The organism is Ferruginibacter profundus (assembly GCF_054783275.1).
This window is the reverse complement of sequence record NZ_BAAGQW010000002.1, coordinates 1,980,645-1,999,215: the sequence shown is the minus strand read 5'-3', so window position 1 is coordinate 1,999,215 and position 18,571 is coordinate 1,980,645. Positions and strand designations below refer to the sequence as shown.

Annotated in this window: 14 protein-coding genes; 9 read left to right on the top strand and 5 right to left on the bottom strand. The window is 39.4% G+C overall.

All coding sequences use genetic code 11. The features are described 5' to 3' along the window. Both ACYVM0_RS18635 and ACYVM0_RS18630 read left to right on the top strand, forming a co-directional pair. On the top strand, positions 1-4,452 hold the full coding sequence (locus ACYVM0_RS18635; RefSeq protein WP_460559473.1) for a DUF6443 domain-containing protein: 4,452 nt from the start codon (positions 1-3) through the stop codon (positions 4,450-4,452). A 30-nt stretch (positions 4,453-4,482) separates the two neighbouring features. Further along, positions 4,483-5,385: a hypothetical protein gene (locus ACYVM0_RS18630; protein WP_460559470.1), complete on the top strand. Its 903-nt coding sequence runs from the start codon at positions 4,483-4,485 to the stop codon at positions 5,383-5,385. 458 nt (positions 5,386-5,843) lie between these two features. Here ACYVM0_RS18630 and ACYVM0_RS18625 read toward each other — a convergent pair whose 3' ends face one another. Continuing rightward, positions 5,844-6,194, bottom strand: coding sequence for a helix-turn-helix domain-containing protein (locus ACYVM0_RS18625; protein ID WP_460559468.1), 351 nt, complete (start codon positions 6,192-6,194; stop codon positions 5,844-5,846). A gap of 190 nt (positions 6,195-6,384) precedes the next feature. Here ACYVM0_RS18625 and ACYVM0_RS18620 point away from each other — a divergent pair, with 190 nt between their 5' ends. The 5 genes from ACYVM0_RS18620 (at position 6,385) to ACYVM0_RS18600 (ending at position 9,873) form a co-directional block, all read left to right on the top strand. Further along, positions 6,385-6,999 carry a hypothetical protein gene (locus tag ACYVM0_RS18620; protein WP_460559466.1) on the top strand — a complete coding sequence of 205 codons (615 nt, stop codon included), beginning with the start codon at positions 6,385-6,387 and terminating at the stop codon, positions 6,997-6,999. Positions 7,000-7,024: 25 nt separating this feature from the next. Beyond that, positions 7,025-7,861 carry a HEPN domain-containing protein gene (locus ACYVM0_RS18615; RefSeq protein WP_460559464.1) on the top strand — a complete coding sequence of 279 codons (837 nt, stop codon included), beginning with the start codon at positions 7,025-7,027 and terminating at the stop codon, positions 7,859-7,861. Between the two features lie 165 nt (positions 7,862-8,026). After that, positions 8,027-9,016 carry a potassium channel beta subunit family protein gene (locus ACYVM0_RS18610; protein ID WP_460559462.1) on the top strand — a complete coding sequence of 330 codons (990 nt, stop codon included), beginning with the start codon at positions 8,027-8,029 and terminating at the stop codon, positions 9,014-9,016. A 2-nt stretch (positions 9,017-9,018) separates the two neighbouring features. Further along, positions 9,019-9,366, top strand: a complete 348-nt coding sequence (locus ACYVM0_RS18605) for an arsenate reductase (protein ID WP_460559460.1) — start codon at positions 9,019-9,021, stop codon at positions 9,364-9,366. Between the two features lie 90 nt (positions 9,367-9,456). Next, entirely contained in the window at positions 9,457-9,873 is a 417-nt protein-coding gene (locus ACYVM0_RS18600) for an OsmC family protein (protein ID WP_460559458.1), read from the top strand. Between the two features lie 77 nt (positions 9,874-9,950). On the opposite strand, the gene ACYVM0_RS18595 is transcribed toward ACYVM0_RS18600, so the two are convergent. From ACYVM0_RS18595 to ACYVM0_RS18580, 4 genes are all read right to left on the bottom strand, one after another. Further along, a complete protein-coding gene (locus tag ACYVM0_RS18595; protein WP_460559456.1) occupies positions 9,951-11,531 on the bottom strand; it encodes an efflux MFS transporter permease in 1,581 nt (526 codons plus the stop codon). A gap of 102 nt (positions 11,532-11,633) precedes the next feature. Then, complete coding sequence (locus tag ACYVM0_RS18590; RefSeq protein ID WP_460559454.1) at positions 11,634-12,752, bottom strand: HlyD family secretion protein; 1,119 nt, start codon at positions 12,750-12,752, stop codon at positions 11,634-11,636. Positions 12,753-12,784: 32 nt separating this feature from the next. Next, positions 12,785-14,092, bottom strand: a complete 1,308-nt coding sequence (locus ACYVM0_RS18585; protein WP_460559452.1) for a TolC family protein — start codon at positions 14,090-14,092, stop codon at positions 12,785-12,787. Further along, positions 14,082-14,711, bottom strand: coding sequence for a TetR/AcrR family transcriptional regulator (locus ACYVM0_RS18580; RefSeq protein WP_460559450.1), 630 nt, complete (start codon positions 14,709-14,711; stop codon positions 14,082-14,084). Before ACYVM0_RS18580 ends, ACYVM0_RS18585 begins: the two co-directional genes overlap by 11 nt. 269 nt (positions 14,712-14,980) lie before the next feature. Between ACYVM0_RS18580 and ACYVM0_RS18575 the strand changes: the two genes are divergently transcribed. Both ACYVM0_RS18575 and ACYVM0_RS18570 read left to right on the top strand, forming a co-directional pair. Then, on the top strand, positions 14,981-15,799 hold the full coding sequence (locus ACYVM0_RS18575; RefSeq protein WP_460559448.1) for an SDR family oxidoreductase: 819 nt from the start codon (positions 14,981-14,983) through the stop codon (positions 15,797-15,799). Between the two features lie 266 nt (positions 15,800-16,065). Beyond that, positions 16,066-18,543 carry a DUF5916 domain-containing protein gene (locus tag ACYVM0_RS18570; protein ID WP_460559446.1) on the top strand — a complete coding sequence of 826 codons (2,478 nt, stop codon included), beginning with the start codon at positions 16,066-16,068 and terminating at the stop codon, positions 18,541-18,543. The last annotated feature ends 28 nt before the right edge of the window (positions 18,544-18,571 follow it).

Below are 18,571 nucleotides of genomic sequence, written 5' to 3'. Positions count from 1 at the left end.
ATGCAAAATAAAATCAATAAAAAACTCATACTAATAGTTACTTTCAATTGCCTGTTTGCAGCTGGTTTTGCGCAACAGGCCCTTAACTATGTACGTACCTGGGATGCAACTGCACCAGAACAAGACCCCAATGCATTAATAACAAGACCTTTAAAAGATGTAAGGCAAACTACACAGTACATAGATGGATTGGGCAGGGTAATACAAACAGTTAGTAAACAGGGCTCGTTACCCACTGGTGCAAATGCAACAGATATAGTGTCACCTGTGGTTTATGATGCGCTTGGCAGGGAGCAATTCAGATACCTGCCTTATAAATCAACCGTAGCAGACGGTAATTTTAAACTAAGCCCGCTTACTGAGCAACAAGGGTTTTATAACGATCCCAATGGCGTATTGAAAGGCCAGAGCGAAAACTATTTTTACAGCCAGGCTGTTTTTGAACCTTCACCACTTAATCGTATAACTAAAACCATGGCACCTGGCATAAGCTGGGCAGGCGCAGGCAGAGGTACTGAACAAAAATATTGGGCCAATACATTAAACGATGATGTAAAAATATGGGATGTAACAGAGGTGGTTAACAGCTTTGGTACTTATGCAATCAATACATCTGTAAATAGTAACGGTAGTTATAATGCAGGGGAATTATTTAAAAACATAAGTGTGGATGAACATGGCAAACAGGTAATAGAATTTAAAGACAAGGACGGCAAAGTAATTTTAAAAAAAGTGCAACTGACAGCCACAGCAGATGACGGCACCGGAAGAGATTATACCGGCTGGTTATGTACTTATTATATCTACGACGATTCAGGTAACCTTCGCTGCGTAATACAGCCTGTTGGCACACAAATACTAACCGTTAACAACTGGCAGCTAACCACTGCTTTACTGGATGAGCAATGCTTTCGATACGACTATGATAACCGCAACCGTATGATCATAAAAAAAGTACCCGGAGCGGCGTCGGTAAGTATGGTATACGACCAGCGTGACAGGCTTACTATGACACAGGATGGCAATCTTGCGGCACAGGGAAAATGGATGGTGACAGTATATGACGACCTTAATCGCCCCATCCAGACCGGCTTATGGAATAACACGGGCAGCCAGGCTTATCATGCTGCACAGGCAGCTGCCGCCACTAATTATTATTATCCTTTTAATAAAACGGGCGTACCGGGCAGCAGCAACTGGTACAGGCTAACCACTACCCATTATGATGACTATGCCGACCTGCCGTCAGGCCTCGTAGTAACAAACGGACATTTTGATAACAGCTGGAGCAGTAGTTTTTTAACAGCATCAAACAATTACCCGTACCCGCAGGTGCAAATGCAGGCGTCAAGTACATTAGGAATGGTTACCTGGACGGAAGTAAATGTATTGAATACTGCCCAATACCTGGGTTCAATTGTATTTTACGATGATAAAGGCAGGGTGATACAAACGCAAAGCCGCAACGTAACAGGTGGTATGGATGCAATCACCACGCAGTATAGCTGGGCCGGGCAACCATTAATAACAGTGCAAAGAATGATAAAGGGTGGAATGAGCAACTCACGAACTACCACAGTAACTAATAAAATGCAGTATGACGATCTTGGCAGGGTAATGAATATTAAAAAATTTGTAAATAGCGTAGGGCAAATAAATGGTACAGTAACCAAAGCGGAACAAATCATTGTACAAAATGAATATGATGAGTTAGGCAGATTAAAAAGGAAAATACTGGGCAATAATAACATGGAAACATTGAACTACGATTACAACATCAGGGGCTGGTTATTAGGGATGAACCGTGAGTATGCAAAGGATAATAACAGCGGTAATTATTTTGGATTTGACCTCGGTTATGATAAAGCTAATAACAATATTATAGGCAACCAAACCTATAATACACCACAGTATAATGGTAATATAGAAGGCATGGTTTGGAAGAGTAAGGGCGATGGAGAAAAACGTAAATACGATTTTGCTTACGACGCTGCCAACAGATTAATGAAAGCAGATTTTACACAATACAACGGCAGTGCATTTAACCAGGATGCAGGAATAAATTTTGATGTAAAAATGGGAGACGGCGCTACTATTTCCAGCGCTTACGATGATAATGGAAATATAAAAAGAATGCAGCAATGGGGATTAAAACTAAACACCAGTGTACAGATAGATGATCTTAATTACAGCTATCAATCAGGATCAAATAAACTGCAGCAGGTAACAGACCAGTTTAATGATAACAGCTCCACGTTGGGCGACTTTAAGTATAATGCCGCCTCCAAAACAACTGCCGATTACAATTATGATGTAAACGGCAACCTTACGCTGGATAAAAATAAATCTATCAGCAGTATTACCTATAATCATTTAAACCTGCCGCAGGTAATTACCATACCAGGTAAGGGTACTATAAGTTATACTTACGATGCCCTGGGCAATAAACTAAGAAAACAAACCATCGATTATATTACAGCAGGTAAATCATATACCACTACTACCACCTACGCTGGCGGTGCGGTATATGAAAGTAAAAGTGCCAGCCCATCTGCCCCCGGCGACCCCCAATATATCGACGTATTGCAGCTGATAGGCCATGAAGAAGGACGTATCAGGTTTAAAACTATGACGGGCACAACAGCCGCCAGTCTTGAATACGATTATATGCTGAAGGATCATTTAGGTAATGTGAGAATGGTATTGACGGAAGAACAGCGGGTAGATAAATATCCATTAGCGTCTTTAGAACCTTCAAAGATTGTAACAGAAAAAAATTATTATGATATTAAAGATGCTCAGGTAGTAGATAAATCTCTTGCAACAGGAATTACGGATTACCTCAACGACAACAATGGTATTGGTAACAATCCTGCGGATGCAACTTTTTCCGGTACCAATAGTACTAAATTATACAAGCTTAAAAGTACTGAAGCCAAAATGGGTTTAGGTATTACTTTAAAAGTAATGGCGGGTGATAAGGTAGATGTATTTGGTAAAAGCTATTACTTCCAGAATACCAGTGGTACCAGTGGCAATAGTGCTTTACCTGTATTGGATTTGTTAGCTGGATTTTTAGGTTCTCCTAATTCGGCAGGAACAACGGGATCGCATGGGCCTGTATCTGCAAATGGTATTAATACTACGGCAGGTACACAAGGCATTAATGCAATGGTAACGCAACAAAACAACCAAAGCAATGCGGTGCCTAATAACCCCAGGGCCTTTATCAACGTAATATTTTTTGACGAACAATTTAAAACCTATGATGGTGGATTTAAAATTAGTATGGTGGGTGATAAGAACATTGTTAAAGACCATTATACAGAACTGCAGAATTTAATTGCCGGCAAAAGCGGCTATGTGTATATTTACTGCAGTAATGAAAGTCCGGTTGATGTGTTCTTTGATAATTTACAGGTGGTGCATACACGAGGAGCAATTTTGGAGGAAACGCATTATTATCCTTTTGGATTGATTATGAGTTGTATCTCTTCCAAGAGAGCAGGAGGTTTAGAGAATAAAAGGAAATTTAATAGCTACGAATTAAATACCGACTTTGATATTAATATCGGGGAAGCATTTTTTAGAACACATGACGCACAGCTAGGCAGATGGTGGCAGATAGACCCCAAAGCCATAGATATAGAAAGCCCATACAGCTTCGGACATAATAATCCCATATTATTTAATGATGCGTTAGGTGACACTTCTGAATTGTATGATATGAAAGGTACATATCTAAATACAATTAACAATAAAGGAAGCTTGACGAGAATGATGGTTGATAAGAATACATACAATACGATGTATGATAGCAAAGATTGGGCAGATAAAGATTGGGAAGATCAGGGCACATCAAATAGTTTTATGTTTGGCCTTGAGACCAGGTTGAATGATATGGAGAAATCAACAGGTAACGATTATATCGCCAAGGAAACAGGAATGTCAATATCATTTATGGGAACTGAGGTGAAAGACTTTACCTCAGACAAAAAAACCCGACAGCAAGGCATTGGAACCTTGTCTGTAAATGCGGTCTTTGATAACGGTAACTCTGTTTCCATTGCGAACTTCCCTGCTGTAAGTGGTGCAGGAGGTAATGGCTTGCTTCCTAACGGTACATACAAGACGGGTACTCCATATTACAGCGGCAAGGGATCAAATTATACGGATAAGGCGGGTACATTCTTTAAAATCCCTCTTACAGCTGATAAAAGCCTAGGTATTCCATCGCCGGCAAAAGGAGGAAGATATGCACTACTTATTCATCCCGTAGGAGCCAGTTCAAATAATCCTCATACAGATGGGTGTATAGGAATAAAAGGAGGGGCTGCAGGCTTTTTTCAACTGGTTGGTGGAAATAAAATGCCAACACTAAATGTTACTGTTAATCTAGGAAACCAAAATGCCAATGTCAAAACACAACTCGGTAATAAAGCCCATTATTAACTATTTTATAAAATTCTAAAAGCAAAAGCAATGAGACGCTTTTTAAATATTCTTTTACTAATTCTAGTTTGTTCACCAACAGTTTTTGGGCAATCAAATACAATTATTGTAGGAACGATTGAAAGTAATTTCACAGATTTTAAACTTGATAAGAGTAATCCATACGTTGGAACAATTCTTTTTTATAAGAACAAAAATGAATGGAATGTTTTAGAAGATTCATTTTATTCAAGCAAACAAAATTTTAACATTTATTATCAAGGCAAAAAAATTGGAAATGTTATTTCGAAACTTGATACCTCTATTCGGTATCAGCCACATTTTTGGTATCCTTATAAGAGCAATCAACAAATTCCTAAAATCGGGAAAAAGTCTTTTTTGTTCTCGGGTATGGATGCTGGAGAGGGATGCTATAGGCCATTATTAATTAGTAACTCTGCACATTGCTTACAAAAAAATATTCCAAAGTATCGAAAGGCAAACAAAGAGGATAGTTTAATGGCAATGGAATACTTAATAAAAACGGCTCAAAAGTTAAAACTTGGTGACATTGACAAAGGAAAGGTTATTAAATCTATTAATCGGGTTTTGAGGATAACTAAAGACTGTTATTTTATTGATGCTGATATCAATTTAAATATGTATTGTTACAAGGAGAAGGTGCCATTTAATACAGATTCATCGTATTTTTTAAGTAGCTCTGAAAAGTATTCAATTAGCCAAACAAAAGAAACTGCCAACTCGTTTTTCTTAGTAAATAAATCGAAAATTTCTTATATTGACTATGGTTTAAAATATTTGGATAGTGGAGACTTCGATAATGATGGTTACGAAGAAATTATTTTTAGAATGGACAAATACAATTATACAGGTTATTTAATGGTAACAAATAAATGGGATAATGTTGTAACAAATTATTGGAATTATCATTAATTCCCCTAAAGATTAATACTCTAAGAGACGCATTATTATCCTTTTGGATTGACAATGGCGGGTATTAGTAGTAAGGCGGTAGGTGGAATTGATAAAAATCATAAATACAACGGGAAAAAGAAACAGGACAAGGAGTCTAGCGATGGCGGCGGTTTAAATTGGTATGACTACGGGGCAAGGCAGCATAGCATACCAACAACACAGCGTAGGGCAACAATAAAAAATTACAAAGCCCCGTCTAAATCCGAGTGGTGTTGTTGTTTTATATAATCGTTCGAGACTACTTTGAAACGGCTTTTAGGTTGTGAAATGAATTAAATTTATACCGGAGACTTTGTGCCTGCAGTGGTAGAAGTCCCCGCAATCACAATAATTAAAGTGCCTGCCTCCCAGATTCCGGAAAATTAAGTTGCTGTATAAATTCCCCTTCTTCTTTACAACAGACGACAAATTAAACCTTACACACCCAGCTTCTCCTTTATCTTACCAATATCTTCTCCTAAAGTATTAATGCCCTGCAGAATAAGCCAGTTTACCTGCTCCTTTTTTGCATAATCTGCCTGCGGCTCATTGACCACATTATTTTCGTTATGGGCGGCATTAAACTCTATATCTGTAGTCAGCAAATCATCAATAGAAACCTTAAAAAACCTGGCAATTCCAATTAACTTGTCAAAATCGGGCTCGGTAAGCCCATTCTCATAATTTGACCATGTAGCACGCCCTATACCAACAAAACCCGGCATTGCGGCCTGGGTATGTTTACCTTTTTTGCGTAAGAACAAGATGTTTTTTGAAAAGAAACTCATAAATATCAACAGTTGTGCATAAAAAGAATCAAAATAATTTGTCTATTTCAAAAATATTTTGAAATATTTGTGCAGGAGTTCTGTAAAACAAAGGTATAGTAAAAATATACATCAATCTACTTCAGCTGCACTAAACTACAATCTGTACCGGTAAAGGACACTCCTTCAATCATCACCTGAAATTTTTTTTATGATGACTTGTCTTTCCGAAGATAAAGCAATACAGTTTGCCTGCAGCACCATACACGATTTTTTTGATTGTTACGTGCTGGAAGATGCCACCTGGTATTGGGAAACTATTATTAAAGCTGCCGCAAGTACAAAACCGTGGAAAAAAGAAGCTCCCTATCATTTGCTGTTGTTTATGGAAAAGCTGCAGGAATTGTGTACGGCTGCCATAGCTATCAGTAAGGAATACACTATACAGGAAGCTGCTATTATTATGCAGGCAGAAAAGGAATACATACCTGGTATTGGCCGGTACAATGATTTTGTAAACAGCGGGCAGGGTAATAATAGCTGGAATTGTTTTCCACGCAACCTTACGGCAAAACAGTATAAAGATCCCTGCAAAGTGATTGAAAAATTTGCGGCCCGTATGCCTGCGGCCAGGTGTACAAAAATTATAAACGATATACAGGCCTATGCGCTAAGCAGGAATGCTATTGACGGAGAGTATACCAGCGGACAGCTGCTTACAATACGCCTTCGGCTGTTGCAGTTGATAGAGGCCTGCCACCTTATTGAAGTGCGGATACACGCCCCCAAAAACCGGGCAGAGGGAAAACAAAGCAGCAAGAAATAAATTCCTGTTTTATAAAATGGATAGTATGAATCTACAACCTATAGAAAATTTTAGCAGTCATAAAAAAGTACTGACTGAGCTGATCTTAAAAATTACCACCGTTGAAAAAATTTACCTGCTAGGGGCAGGCATTTACCAGTTGCGAACAGAAAGTATTTTTCTGCACCCTTCAGTGCCCAGCATCAGGGCAGGGCATTATTACCTGCTGGTACTGGTAAATAAAGATACCCGGTACAGCTATAATGACCTGCAGGACAGAATAGAAAATAACAGCCGCAATCTTGTTCCTGTTACGGCAATTGTATTGAATAGCGAACAGTTTGCCGGATGGTATGCTGAAGGGCACCATTTTGCTGCCACTGTATTGGCAAAAGCCGAACTGTTGTATGCTGTTGACAACTGTACAATAACAGTAAAGGGTACCCTGAAAGAAATTGAAAAAAGAAAAGAAACTGACAGTCACTGGACAGAAACATATAACCAGGCAAATGAGTGTATAGAAGGGGCAAAATGGTACCTGCTGAGACGCCAAAATAAAATGGCCCTGTTTATGCTGCACCGGGCAGCGGTGCTGTTGCTGGGCAGTATTTTTAAAAAGCAATCCGGTTTGTACATGCCTACGCATAACCTGGATAAATTACTGCGCTATTGTTCATTGGTCACTAATAAAATATCCGGCCTGTTCCCTAAAGATAACGAGAAGGAATTGCGGCTCTTCCGGTTATTGCAGCAGGCCAATACCAATGCAAAACATAAAAAAGAGTTTGTGATGACGAAGCATGATGCAGCTATTTTGCTGGAAAGAATAGAGCACCTGCAAAAGATCTATAAAATTTCAGCGACAGACCAGCGGATGCAATAATTTTCTGAGTTTTATATTTCTTATAAACCCAGGTATGCTTTTTTATATCGACTATAAAAGCTGGCTCCAATATGGAATGCTTACAGCGCATTATTTTAACCAATCTCGAAAATTCCATTTCCTTCTCTTATCCTAACTTCACACTTCAATTTTAAACTCTATTTTATGCAATATCGTCGACTCGGAAAATCCGGCTTACAGGTTAGTGTACTAAGTTTTGGCAGCTGGGTAAGTTTCAGCAAACAAATTAATGATAAGGCAGCCGATGAATTAATGGGCATCGCTTATGATAACGGCATCAATTTTTTCGACAATGCAGAAGTATATGCGCTGGGCGAAAGTGAAAAGATGATGGGCCGGGTAATTAAAAAGAAAAAATGGGACCGTACTTCTTTCACTGTTTCTTCCAAAGCATTCTGGGGCTGGAGAGGGAAGGCCAATAAACCCAACCAGACCGGTAACAGCCGCAAACATTTACTGGAAGCATGCAACGAGGCCCTGCAACGTTTACAGGTAGAGTACCTCGATATGTTCTTCTGCCACCGCCCCGATAAAAATACACCGATAGAAGAAACCGTTTGGGCCATGAACCATTTGATTCAGCAAGGCAAGGTATTATACTGGGGTACCAGCGAATGGAGTGGGGTGGAAATTATGGAAGCCCACCGGGTGGCAGAAAAATTAAGACTGATTGGTCCTACGATGGAACAACCGCAGTACAATTTATTTGAAAGAGATAAAGTAGATAAAGAATACCTGGATATTTTCAGAACTGTGGGCATGGGCACCACCATCTGGAGTCCGCTGGCATCAGGACTTTTAAGTGGTAAATACAATGACGGTATTCCTAAAGGCAGCCGCTTTGCATTAGAAGGCTTTGACTGGCTTAAAGAGCGTTGGGTGATGGATGAAAAAGTAAAGAAAGTAAAAAAGTTAAGTGAACTGGCCACTAAATTAGGCGTTACCACTGCCGCATTAAGTATTGCCTGGTGTATTAAAAACCCCAATGTAAGCACCGCTATTTTAGGCGCTACAAAAAAGCAACAACTCCTGGATAATTTAAAAGCCCTGGATGCGCTGGAAAAGCTATCGCCTGATGTAATGGAAAAGATTGAAGGCATTATGAAAACAAAACCAATCTTACCGGAATTTTAATTATGAAAAATACAATCCTCTACGGCATCCCCAACTGCGATACCACCAAAAAAGCCATGGCCTGGTTAAACAAAAATAATATTGCTTTTACCTTTCATGATTATAAATTGCAGGGAATAAGCAACAAAAAACTGGCAGAATGGTGCGATATAAAAGGATGGGAGACTATCTTTAACAAACGAAGCACCACCTGGCGGGAATTACCGGAAGCAGAACAAAAAAAAGTAACCGGCCAGGCAGCAGCAATAAAAGTAATGCTGGAAAACAACAGCATTATAAAAAGACCGGTTATTGAACAAGAAGGTAAACTTATTGTTGGCTTTAATGAAACAGACTATAAAGGGCTTTAAAATATAAAGAATCAATCATTAACAAAAGAACCTGAACCTGTAGAGTGTAAAGCCCCTTTAGGGGTTCGGGATAACAACAAAAATAAACACATGAAACGTAACGCAACTGCCGTTTGGAACGGCTCGGGTAAAGAAGGTAATGGTAGCCTTACCACACAAAGCACCACTTTAAACAAAACGCAATATTCCTTCAACTCACGTTTTGCAGAAGGCGTAGGTACCAATCCCGAAGAATTAGTAGCTGCTGCACATGCCGGTTGCTTTAGTATGAAACTGAGTTTTGTTTTAGGCGGCGCAGGTTTTACACCAGACAGCATTGAAACACAATGTGTGATCACTTTAGATCCTGCTGCCGGTGCCATCACTGAATCGCACTTAACTGTTGTGGCAAGCATTCCCGGTATCAGCAAAGAAAAATTTGAAGAATGTGTGGCAGACGCAAAAGCAAATTGCCCGATTTCAAAATTGCTGAACACCAATATTACACACGAAGCAACCTTAAAATAAATTGGTTCAGAGGTTTAGAAAGTTTAGCCTAAACTTTCTAAACCTCTAAACTCCTAAACCTCTAAACTCCTAAATGATTAATGCATCGCTTCCGAAAGGTCTACTTTTTTCTTTTTAGTTCCCTTTGCCATAATTATAAAAGGTACACAAAGCAGGAATGCAATACCGAGGTAGAGGAACACATCCATATACGATAGTACAGCTGCCTGTTTACTTACCCTGCCATCCAATGCTGCATAAGCGGTTTTAAGTGCATCAGCAGCAGATTTACCCTGTGCCATGATTGCCTGTTGCATACCCTGTATGCGTTGCTGTACAGCAGGGTCATTAATATCCAAATGACTTACCAGGCTGGTACGATGTACCACATTCTGCCTTGATATAAAAGTGGTGATCAACGCAATACCAAAAGAACCTCCTAACTGGCGCATCATGCCGGTAAAGGCCGCACCTTGTCCTATCTCCTGTCCTTTTAAAGTAGATAACGAAAGTGTAGTGATAGGTATAAACAACATACCCATACCAACACCACGTACTATCAGCATCCAGAAAAAATCATCGGCATTGGTATCAGGCGTAAGAATAACATACCCCCAGAAAGTAAATACAGCAAAGAGAATAAAGCCTGACGCTGCAAGGTATTGTTGTGGCACACCCTTTTGCAATAGTGTACCAATAATGGGCATCATAAAAGCTGTGGTTAATGCTGCAGGTACCATCAGCATCCCTGCTTCCTGTGCCGTCCATCCTAAAATAGATTGGGTGTATAAGGGTATGATGAAGGTGGAGCCGTATAAACCAAAGCCCATGATAAAAGAAAGAATGGTTCCTACCCGCAGATTACCGTTCTTCAACACCCTTAGTTCTACAATAGGTTTTTTTACAGTTAATTCCCGCCATATAAAAAAGTACAACCCTAAAAATGCAGTAATGGCCAGGGTAACAATCAGGCTGCTGCTGAACCAGTCATCATCCTGCCCTTTTTCCAAAACGTATTGTAACGAACCTACAGTAACTGCCAGCAGGGCAATACCCAGCCAATCTACATCTGCAACAGCAGTTTTTTCGCCGTATTTAGGACTGCGTACAAACTGCAGCGTAAGTAAGGTTGCAATAACACCAATGGGAATGTTGATATAAAATATTAATGGCCATGATGCATGGGTAACAATATAGCCTCCCAATGGTGGCCCCAGTGTAGGGCCGATAATTACACCCAAACCATAAATGGCCTGGGCCATACCTCTTTTTTCAGGAGGATAGCTTTCTGTAATAATGGTTTGAGAAGTTACCAGTAATGCACCCCCGCCCAAACCCTGTAAAAAGCGGAATAATACCAACTCCACAATGCCTGTTGCATTACCACATAAAAAAGAACAGACTGTAAATAAAATAATAGAGGCAGCGAAATAATTACTTCGCCCAAATTGCTGCGATAACCAGCTCGTCATCGGTACAATAATTACATTACCAATAGCATAGGCAGTAACTACCCAGCCTACTTCAGTAAGTGTGGCACCTAATGTGCCACGCATATCGTTGAGCGCCACATTTACAATAGTGGTATCCACAATTTCCAAAAGCGCACATATAATTGCCGTGATAGTAATGATTACCCTGCGGGAACCATACTCCACTAAAGATTCCATCTGTTGCATAGTTATATTTCGTTGCTCAGGTAAAAAGAGCGTTACAGATTTTTAAATCAAAATAAAAAAACCAATTAATCCGTTTAATCTGTGTAATCCGTGTTCCCTGCTTTAATCCAGGTGCACATCCACACTCACATTCATACCTGCTTTCAATTGTTTAACAAAAGCATCTGTACTGTTAAATTCAATTTTTACAGGTAAGCGTTGTACCACTTTTACAAAGTTGCCACTGCTGTTATCGGGCGGTAATAATGCAAAGCGTGAGCCTGTAGCAGCAGCAAAGGAACTTAGTGTAGCTTCAAAAGCATGATCAGGAAAAGCATCCACACGTACAGTAACGTGCTGGCCGATCTTCATTTTTTCTAATTGGGTTTCTTTAAAATTAGCGATCACCCATATATCCTGGCTTAATACTATACTGAAAACAGGTTGCCCTGCCTGTAAAAACTGCCCGGCCTGTACATTTACTTTAGATACCAACCCGCTTTCCTGTGCAGTTACCACGGCATAAGAAAGATTCAGTTTAGCTTCTGCAACTTCTACTTCTCTTTGTTTAATAACGGCCCCGGCTACACCAATTTGCGATGATGTGGCATTACTTTGAGAAGCAACAGTATTGGTTTGTTGTGCTGCCTGGTTTTTTTGTTGTACCAGTATATTCAACTGGCGCTCGGCAGTTTCTTTTGCAGCCTGTGCCTGCTCAAATTGCTGTTGCGTAATTGAATGATCCTTTATTAAATTGGCATAGCGGTCGTAGTCTTGTTTAGTGCGCCATACATTTACTTTAGCGGCTTCTATCTGTGCATCTACAATACCAATATTAGCCTGTGAACTATTGATGGTAGCTTTAGAGGCTGTAGTGTTGGCTTCAGCAGATCCCAGGTTGGTCTTTGCTGTTGCTAACGCAGCTTCGGCCTGTTGTACCTTTAATGCCATGTCCCTGTCGTCCAGTATTAAAAGGGTATCACCTTTTTTTACCATTTGGTTATCTTTTACCCGAACTTCTTTTACATAACCGGCAATACGTGGTATTACGGGGCTGATGTTTGCTTCCAGTTGTGCATCGTCTGTTTCTTCGTGGTGTTTACCATGATTGTATTTACTAAAGCCAAACCATCCACCGGCAATAACTAATAATGCCAGTACAATGATGAATACTTTGCTTTTCTTTTTCGGAGCCTCCGGTGCAGTAGCTACCTGTGGGGTTGGTGTTTCGTTCTGTGCCATATAATCTCTTTTATGTTTGTTGTGGTAATGAATTAATTTTTTAATAATCCTGCAGCGTATAAAATTTTATTGTACGCTAAAAAGGAATCTGCTTTTGCATTGGTAACACTTAATTTACTCTGTAGTAAAGCCACATCCGCATCTAATAATTCTGTGGTTGTTGCCAGGCTGTTATCATATTTATTTTTGGTGATGCGGTAATTTTCTGTAGCCTGCAGTACCGATTTTTCCAGCACTTCAATTTTTTTACGGCTTACTAAATAACCCTGGTAAGCCTGGTTGATCTGGAGGCGGATATTATCACCCAGTATTTCCTGGCTGGCCTGTACCTGTCTCACCTTTGCTTCGGCACTTTGTATTTTTGTTTTAGTTTTCCAGAGCGAAGAAAGATTATACTTTACGCCAATACCCACATTAACTGCATTGGTAATGCTTAAGAATTTGGGAATATCTGCAGCAACATACCCCCCGGTAAAAGCAACGCTGGGGTAGTAATCTGTTTTTATAGTTTTGATATTAAGGTCGGCCGCTTTTTTACGGATAGCAATGGCAGCAATATCATTACGGTTTTGTAAAGCATCCTGTTCGTATTCGTCAATTGTTTTTACCGATTCTGGCAATGCTAAACCATTTTTGTCCGGTACCAGGTCTGTTTGCTCCGGTAAGCCCATCATCAGGTTCATATTTACACAAGCCAGCCTGTAATTACTTTCCGCATCTAATAAGGTCAGTTCAATATTAGAAGATTGCAGTTCTGCTTTTAATAAATCATTTCTTGCCAGTAAACCATTCTTTTCCAGGTTGCTTAAATCTTTTACCCTTTGGTTAGATTGTTCCAGGTTTTCTTTAACCAGGCTGATCGCTTCTCTTGCTTTAAATAAATTGATACAGGCATTGATGGTATTCATGATAACAGCACTGCGGTCATTATCTGCATCCAGTTTTAAAGCCTGTTGTAAATATTGTGCCGATTCGATACCATATTTTAATTTGCCACTGTTAAACAATGGTACAGATACCGATGCAATACCATAGAATGCCTGCGATACGTTTGGGCTGCCATTGCTGCTGCCTGAACCGCTACTCTTCAGATCGATATTTGGTTTTATGGGTAAATACAAATAGGAGCCACTGATACCGGCTTCGGGTAAACGCTTTTCTTCGGCTTCCTTTATAGCGGCGCTTGCTTCCAGTATTTTAGCTTCATTTAATTTAAGCTGTTTGCTGTTGGCAATGCTAAGGTCAATAGCTTCTTTAAGGGTAAGTGTTCTGCTTTGCTGTGCCTGTAATGTGTGCAGGCTCAGCAGGCTTACAATAATTAATACAAGTTTATGCTTCATGAGTTAAGATGGCTTTAAAAATAAATTTTATGTGTGCGCTTAATTTTTTTCTTATCAGTTTCTGAAATTGGTCATCAGGCATGGCCTGCAGGTTATTGATCTCTTTGTAGGAATGTTGTGTGGTTACCATATGGCTTACCGTACCCACAAGTGTGGTCATTAATAAGGGAATATCCACGTTCTTTACAAAATCCCCGCTTTTCTGTCCTTCATGTATCAATTGTTTTACAAGGCCCTGGTTACGTTTTTTATATTCCTGTATCAGCCCTGCTATGGTGTGCCGGTGATTACCCACCTGTTCCCTCATCATTACTTTGTGAAAGCATTGCTGGTTCAAAAACTTATCAATGTAATAGTCGATCATCTGGTGCACTTTTTCCATTGGCCTGAGTGCGGTATTGTTATACATACTTTCCAGCTTCAGCATGGTGCTTTCTGACCGGTAATTGAAAAGTGATTCCAGCATTTTTTCTTTAGAACCAAAATAGTATGAGATCATTGCCACATTTACATCGGCTGCATCGGCAATATCCCTTACAGAAGTACCCGAAAAACCTTTTTCAGCAAAAAGCTCCTCTGCGGTCTCCATTATCTGTACTTGCTTGTCGTTGAAATCCATGGTGTTTGTTGTATTAAAAGGCAAAGTTAAACAACTGTTTAATATTAATCAAACATTTGTTTAATTTTTTTTTATTTGCCGCAGATTACACTGATTACCATGCATTTGGTACTGCATAAATTTTATTACTGCAAAATGCAATTGGTTTATTAGTGCTAATGGGTGCAGATAATGGCTGGTTTTTATACAGCGTACAAAAAATTATATTCATGGCAGCAATTAGCTGAGGCAATGCCTTATTTAATTAGATTTGAGGAAATTAACGAAGCATGTCATTTGAAAATAAAACTGTTATTATTACCGGTGCATCAAGAGGCATTGGTAAAGCCATTGGTTTAAAGCTTGCCGCAGCAGGCGCCAATATTGTTATTGCCAGTAAAAGCGTGGAAGAAAATCCCAAGCTGGGTGGCACTATCTTTTCTGCCGCCGCAGAAATGGAAGCCGCCGGGGGTAAGGCTTTAGCGGTACAATGCGATATCCGTTTTGAAGACCAGGTTCAGAATGTAGTGGATAAAGCGGTAGAAAAATTCGGCGGCATTGATATTCTTATCAACAACGCATCGGCAATAAATTTAACACCTACCGAACAAACAGAACCCAAACGTTTTGACCTGATGTATGATATTAATGTAAGAGGTACATTTATGGTAAGCAAGGCTTGTATACCCGCATTAAAAAAATCTACCAACGCACATATATTAAATTTATCGCCACCGATAAATATGGATATGAAATGGTTTGCCAATCATTTAGCCTATACCATCAGCAAATATGATATGAGCATGATTGCGCTCGGGCTTGCAGCTGAATTAAAAAAATATAATATAGCGGCAAATACTTTATGGCCACGTACCACTATTGCTACTGCTGCAGTAAATAATTTGTTGGGCGGTGAAATGTTGATGAAGATGAGCCGTACACCGGACATTATTGCCGATGCTGCCTTTTACATTTTAAGTAAAGCTGCCGCTACCTGTAGTGGTAACAGCTTTATTGATGAAGAAGTGCTTGCCAAAGAAGGGATTACAGATTTAAGTAAATACTCAGTAGTACCTGGCGCACAGTTGTATAATGATTTGTTTGTGTAAGACGGAAGTAAGCTGCAAGGAAAAAAGCTGCAAGGGAGCATACGAGTTTGCAATAACATGCTTCTCGCTTGCAGCTTGTTACTCTTCCCTTTATTTTTCCTGTTAAAAAAAGCCTAAATACTTTTTTGTTTTGATGAGCGGTAACATTTCTGCCGGCTTGTACGTTTAATTTCGTACCGGCATTATTTCGCCATGAATAGTGCCTCGCTCAACAAAACCAAAGTATAGCCATGAACTTCTTTAACCTTAAAGTTGCGTGCTGCTGCATGCTCTTTACAGCTACCGCTTTCAGCCAGACTGAGAAGAAAAAAATTACTGCTCAACGCATTTCAAGATCATTAAAAATTGACGGTAACCTGGATGAACCTGAATGGAAGACCGCTCCGGTAGCCGATAAATTTGTAGCACTGCGCCCAACACCTTTTAAGCCGGAAAACCCCGATAACCGGAGCGAAGTGTATTTTTTGTATAATGACGAAGGCCTTTATATTGGTGGCTATTTTCATGAAAAATATAAAGACAGTATTGCATCTGAACTTACAGGACGTGATGGTTTTGGCAATAACGATTTTGTGGGTGTAATTTTTGATACCTATAATGACAAGATCAACGGGTTTGAATATTTTATTACCCCACTTGGTGAACAAATGGATGCCAAACAGGCGCCCAATTTTAATGGTAACAGTGAAGATTTTAGCTGGAATGCCGTGTGGCAAAGCGGAGCTCAAATTCATAATGATGGCTGGAGTTTTGAAATGTTTTTGCCTTATTCAGCTATTCGCTTCGGCAATAAAAAAATACAGGATTGGGGATTGAATATTGTACGCCGCAGGCAGAAAAGCGGCGAGCAGTTATTCTGGCAATCTATTGACCCCAATGCCAATGGTTTTTTAACCCAGGAAGGTATGTTACTGGGCTTGCAGGATATTAAACCTCCGATGCGCCTGCAGTTTTCTCCTTATTTTTCTGCTTATCAAAATCATGATGGTTTGGTAATTCCCGGTACCTCAAAAAATTCCACTACTATTAATGGGGGCATGGATATTAAATACGGACTTAACCAGGCTTTTACTTTGGATATGACATTGATACCTGATTTCGGGCAGGTACAATCGGATAACCTTACACTAAACCTTACTCCTTTTGAACAAAAGTTTAGTGAGAACAGGGCATTTTTTACAGAAGGTACTGAGCTGTTTAATAAAGGTGGCTTGTTTTACAGCAGGCGTATTGGCGGCGAACCGATACACCGTTACGATTTTAGTGTTGGCAGCAATGAACAGATTAATAAAAACCCATCGCAAAGTAAATTGTATAATGCAACAAAGATCAGCGGCCGCACACAAAAAGGCCTCGGTATTGGCATGCTTAATGCCATCACCAGGCCGCAGTTTGCCGAAATAGAAAATTTAAGCAGCAAAGAAACCCGTAAGGTAGAAACCAACCCGCTGACTAATTATAATGTTTTAGTGTTTGATCAGACACTAAAACATAACAGCAGCATTTCATTTATTAATACCAGCACTTTGCGTAGTGGTAAAGACAGGGATGCCAATGTAAGTGCTTTATTATTTGATTTTAACGATAAAAAAAATAAATGGAATGCAGGTGGCAATGTGAGTATGAGCAAGATTTTTGAAAACGGCAAAACAAAAACCGGTTATGCCCACAGCCTTTATTTTGGAAAAGTAAGCGGCCATTTTAATTTTAATGTATGGCAGGATTTAAGCAACAGTAAATATGACAACAGCGACCTGGCATATTTTACCAATAACAACGAGATACATAACGGTATCTGGATGGGATACAACTGGACCAAACCCACTACATGGTACAACAGGCTGGGTTCAAACATTAATGCACATGTATTGAGTTTAGTATCGCCGATTGATATTTTAAAACGTAAATCGATGATGTTTGAATCGTTCCGTTTTAATTATAATTTATACGGACAGTTTAAAAACCTCTGGCAATTTGGATTGAATTTAAACGCCGCTTCCAGCTATAATGATTTTTATGAGCCACGTGTTTTTGGCAGGGTGTTTCATAATAAGGGACGGATTGGTGCTAATGGAGAATGGAATAGTAATGAGGCAAAGAAATTATCGTGGGGAGGTAATTTTTATGTAGGAGAGGGTGCTGTTACCAAACGCAAAACATTTGCGTGGGGCTTGTTTGGAAAGATAAGGTTCAGCAGTAAATTCTCTGTAAGTATACAGGCAAACGATGAAAATAATACCAATCAACCCGGCTGGGCCGAAACATTGTATGCCTCTAATACTGCTGCAATGGATACAATAATATTCAGCAGAAGAAACAACCGTAATGTGTCTACAGGTTTAACAGTTAAATATAATTTTACTAATAAAATGGGTATTACTTTAAACAGCAGGCATTCGTGGAGCAAAGTAGCGCCTTTACAATTTTACGTGTTGAACCTTAAAGGAGACCTGGAAGCACCCAATTTTGATTATCATAATAACTGTAATCAAAACTATAATTATTTAAGTACCGACCTGGTGTATACCTGGCAGTTTGCACAAGGCAGTTTTATTAATGTAGTGTGGAAGAATATTGGCGAAAACTTTCGCAGGGATTTTGAAAAAAATTATTTTGATAACCTGAATTATACGGCAAAAGGAAATAGCTATAATAACTATACGCAATTTAATAGTTTGTCGCTAAGGGTAATTTATTTCCTGGATTATCTTACTGTAAAAAACAGGCATCATAAAAAAGTGTAACAATAAAAAACGGGCAATTAAAGTTGCC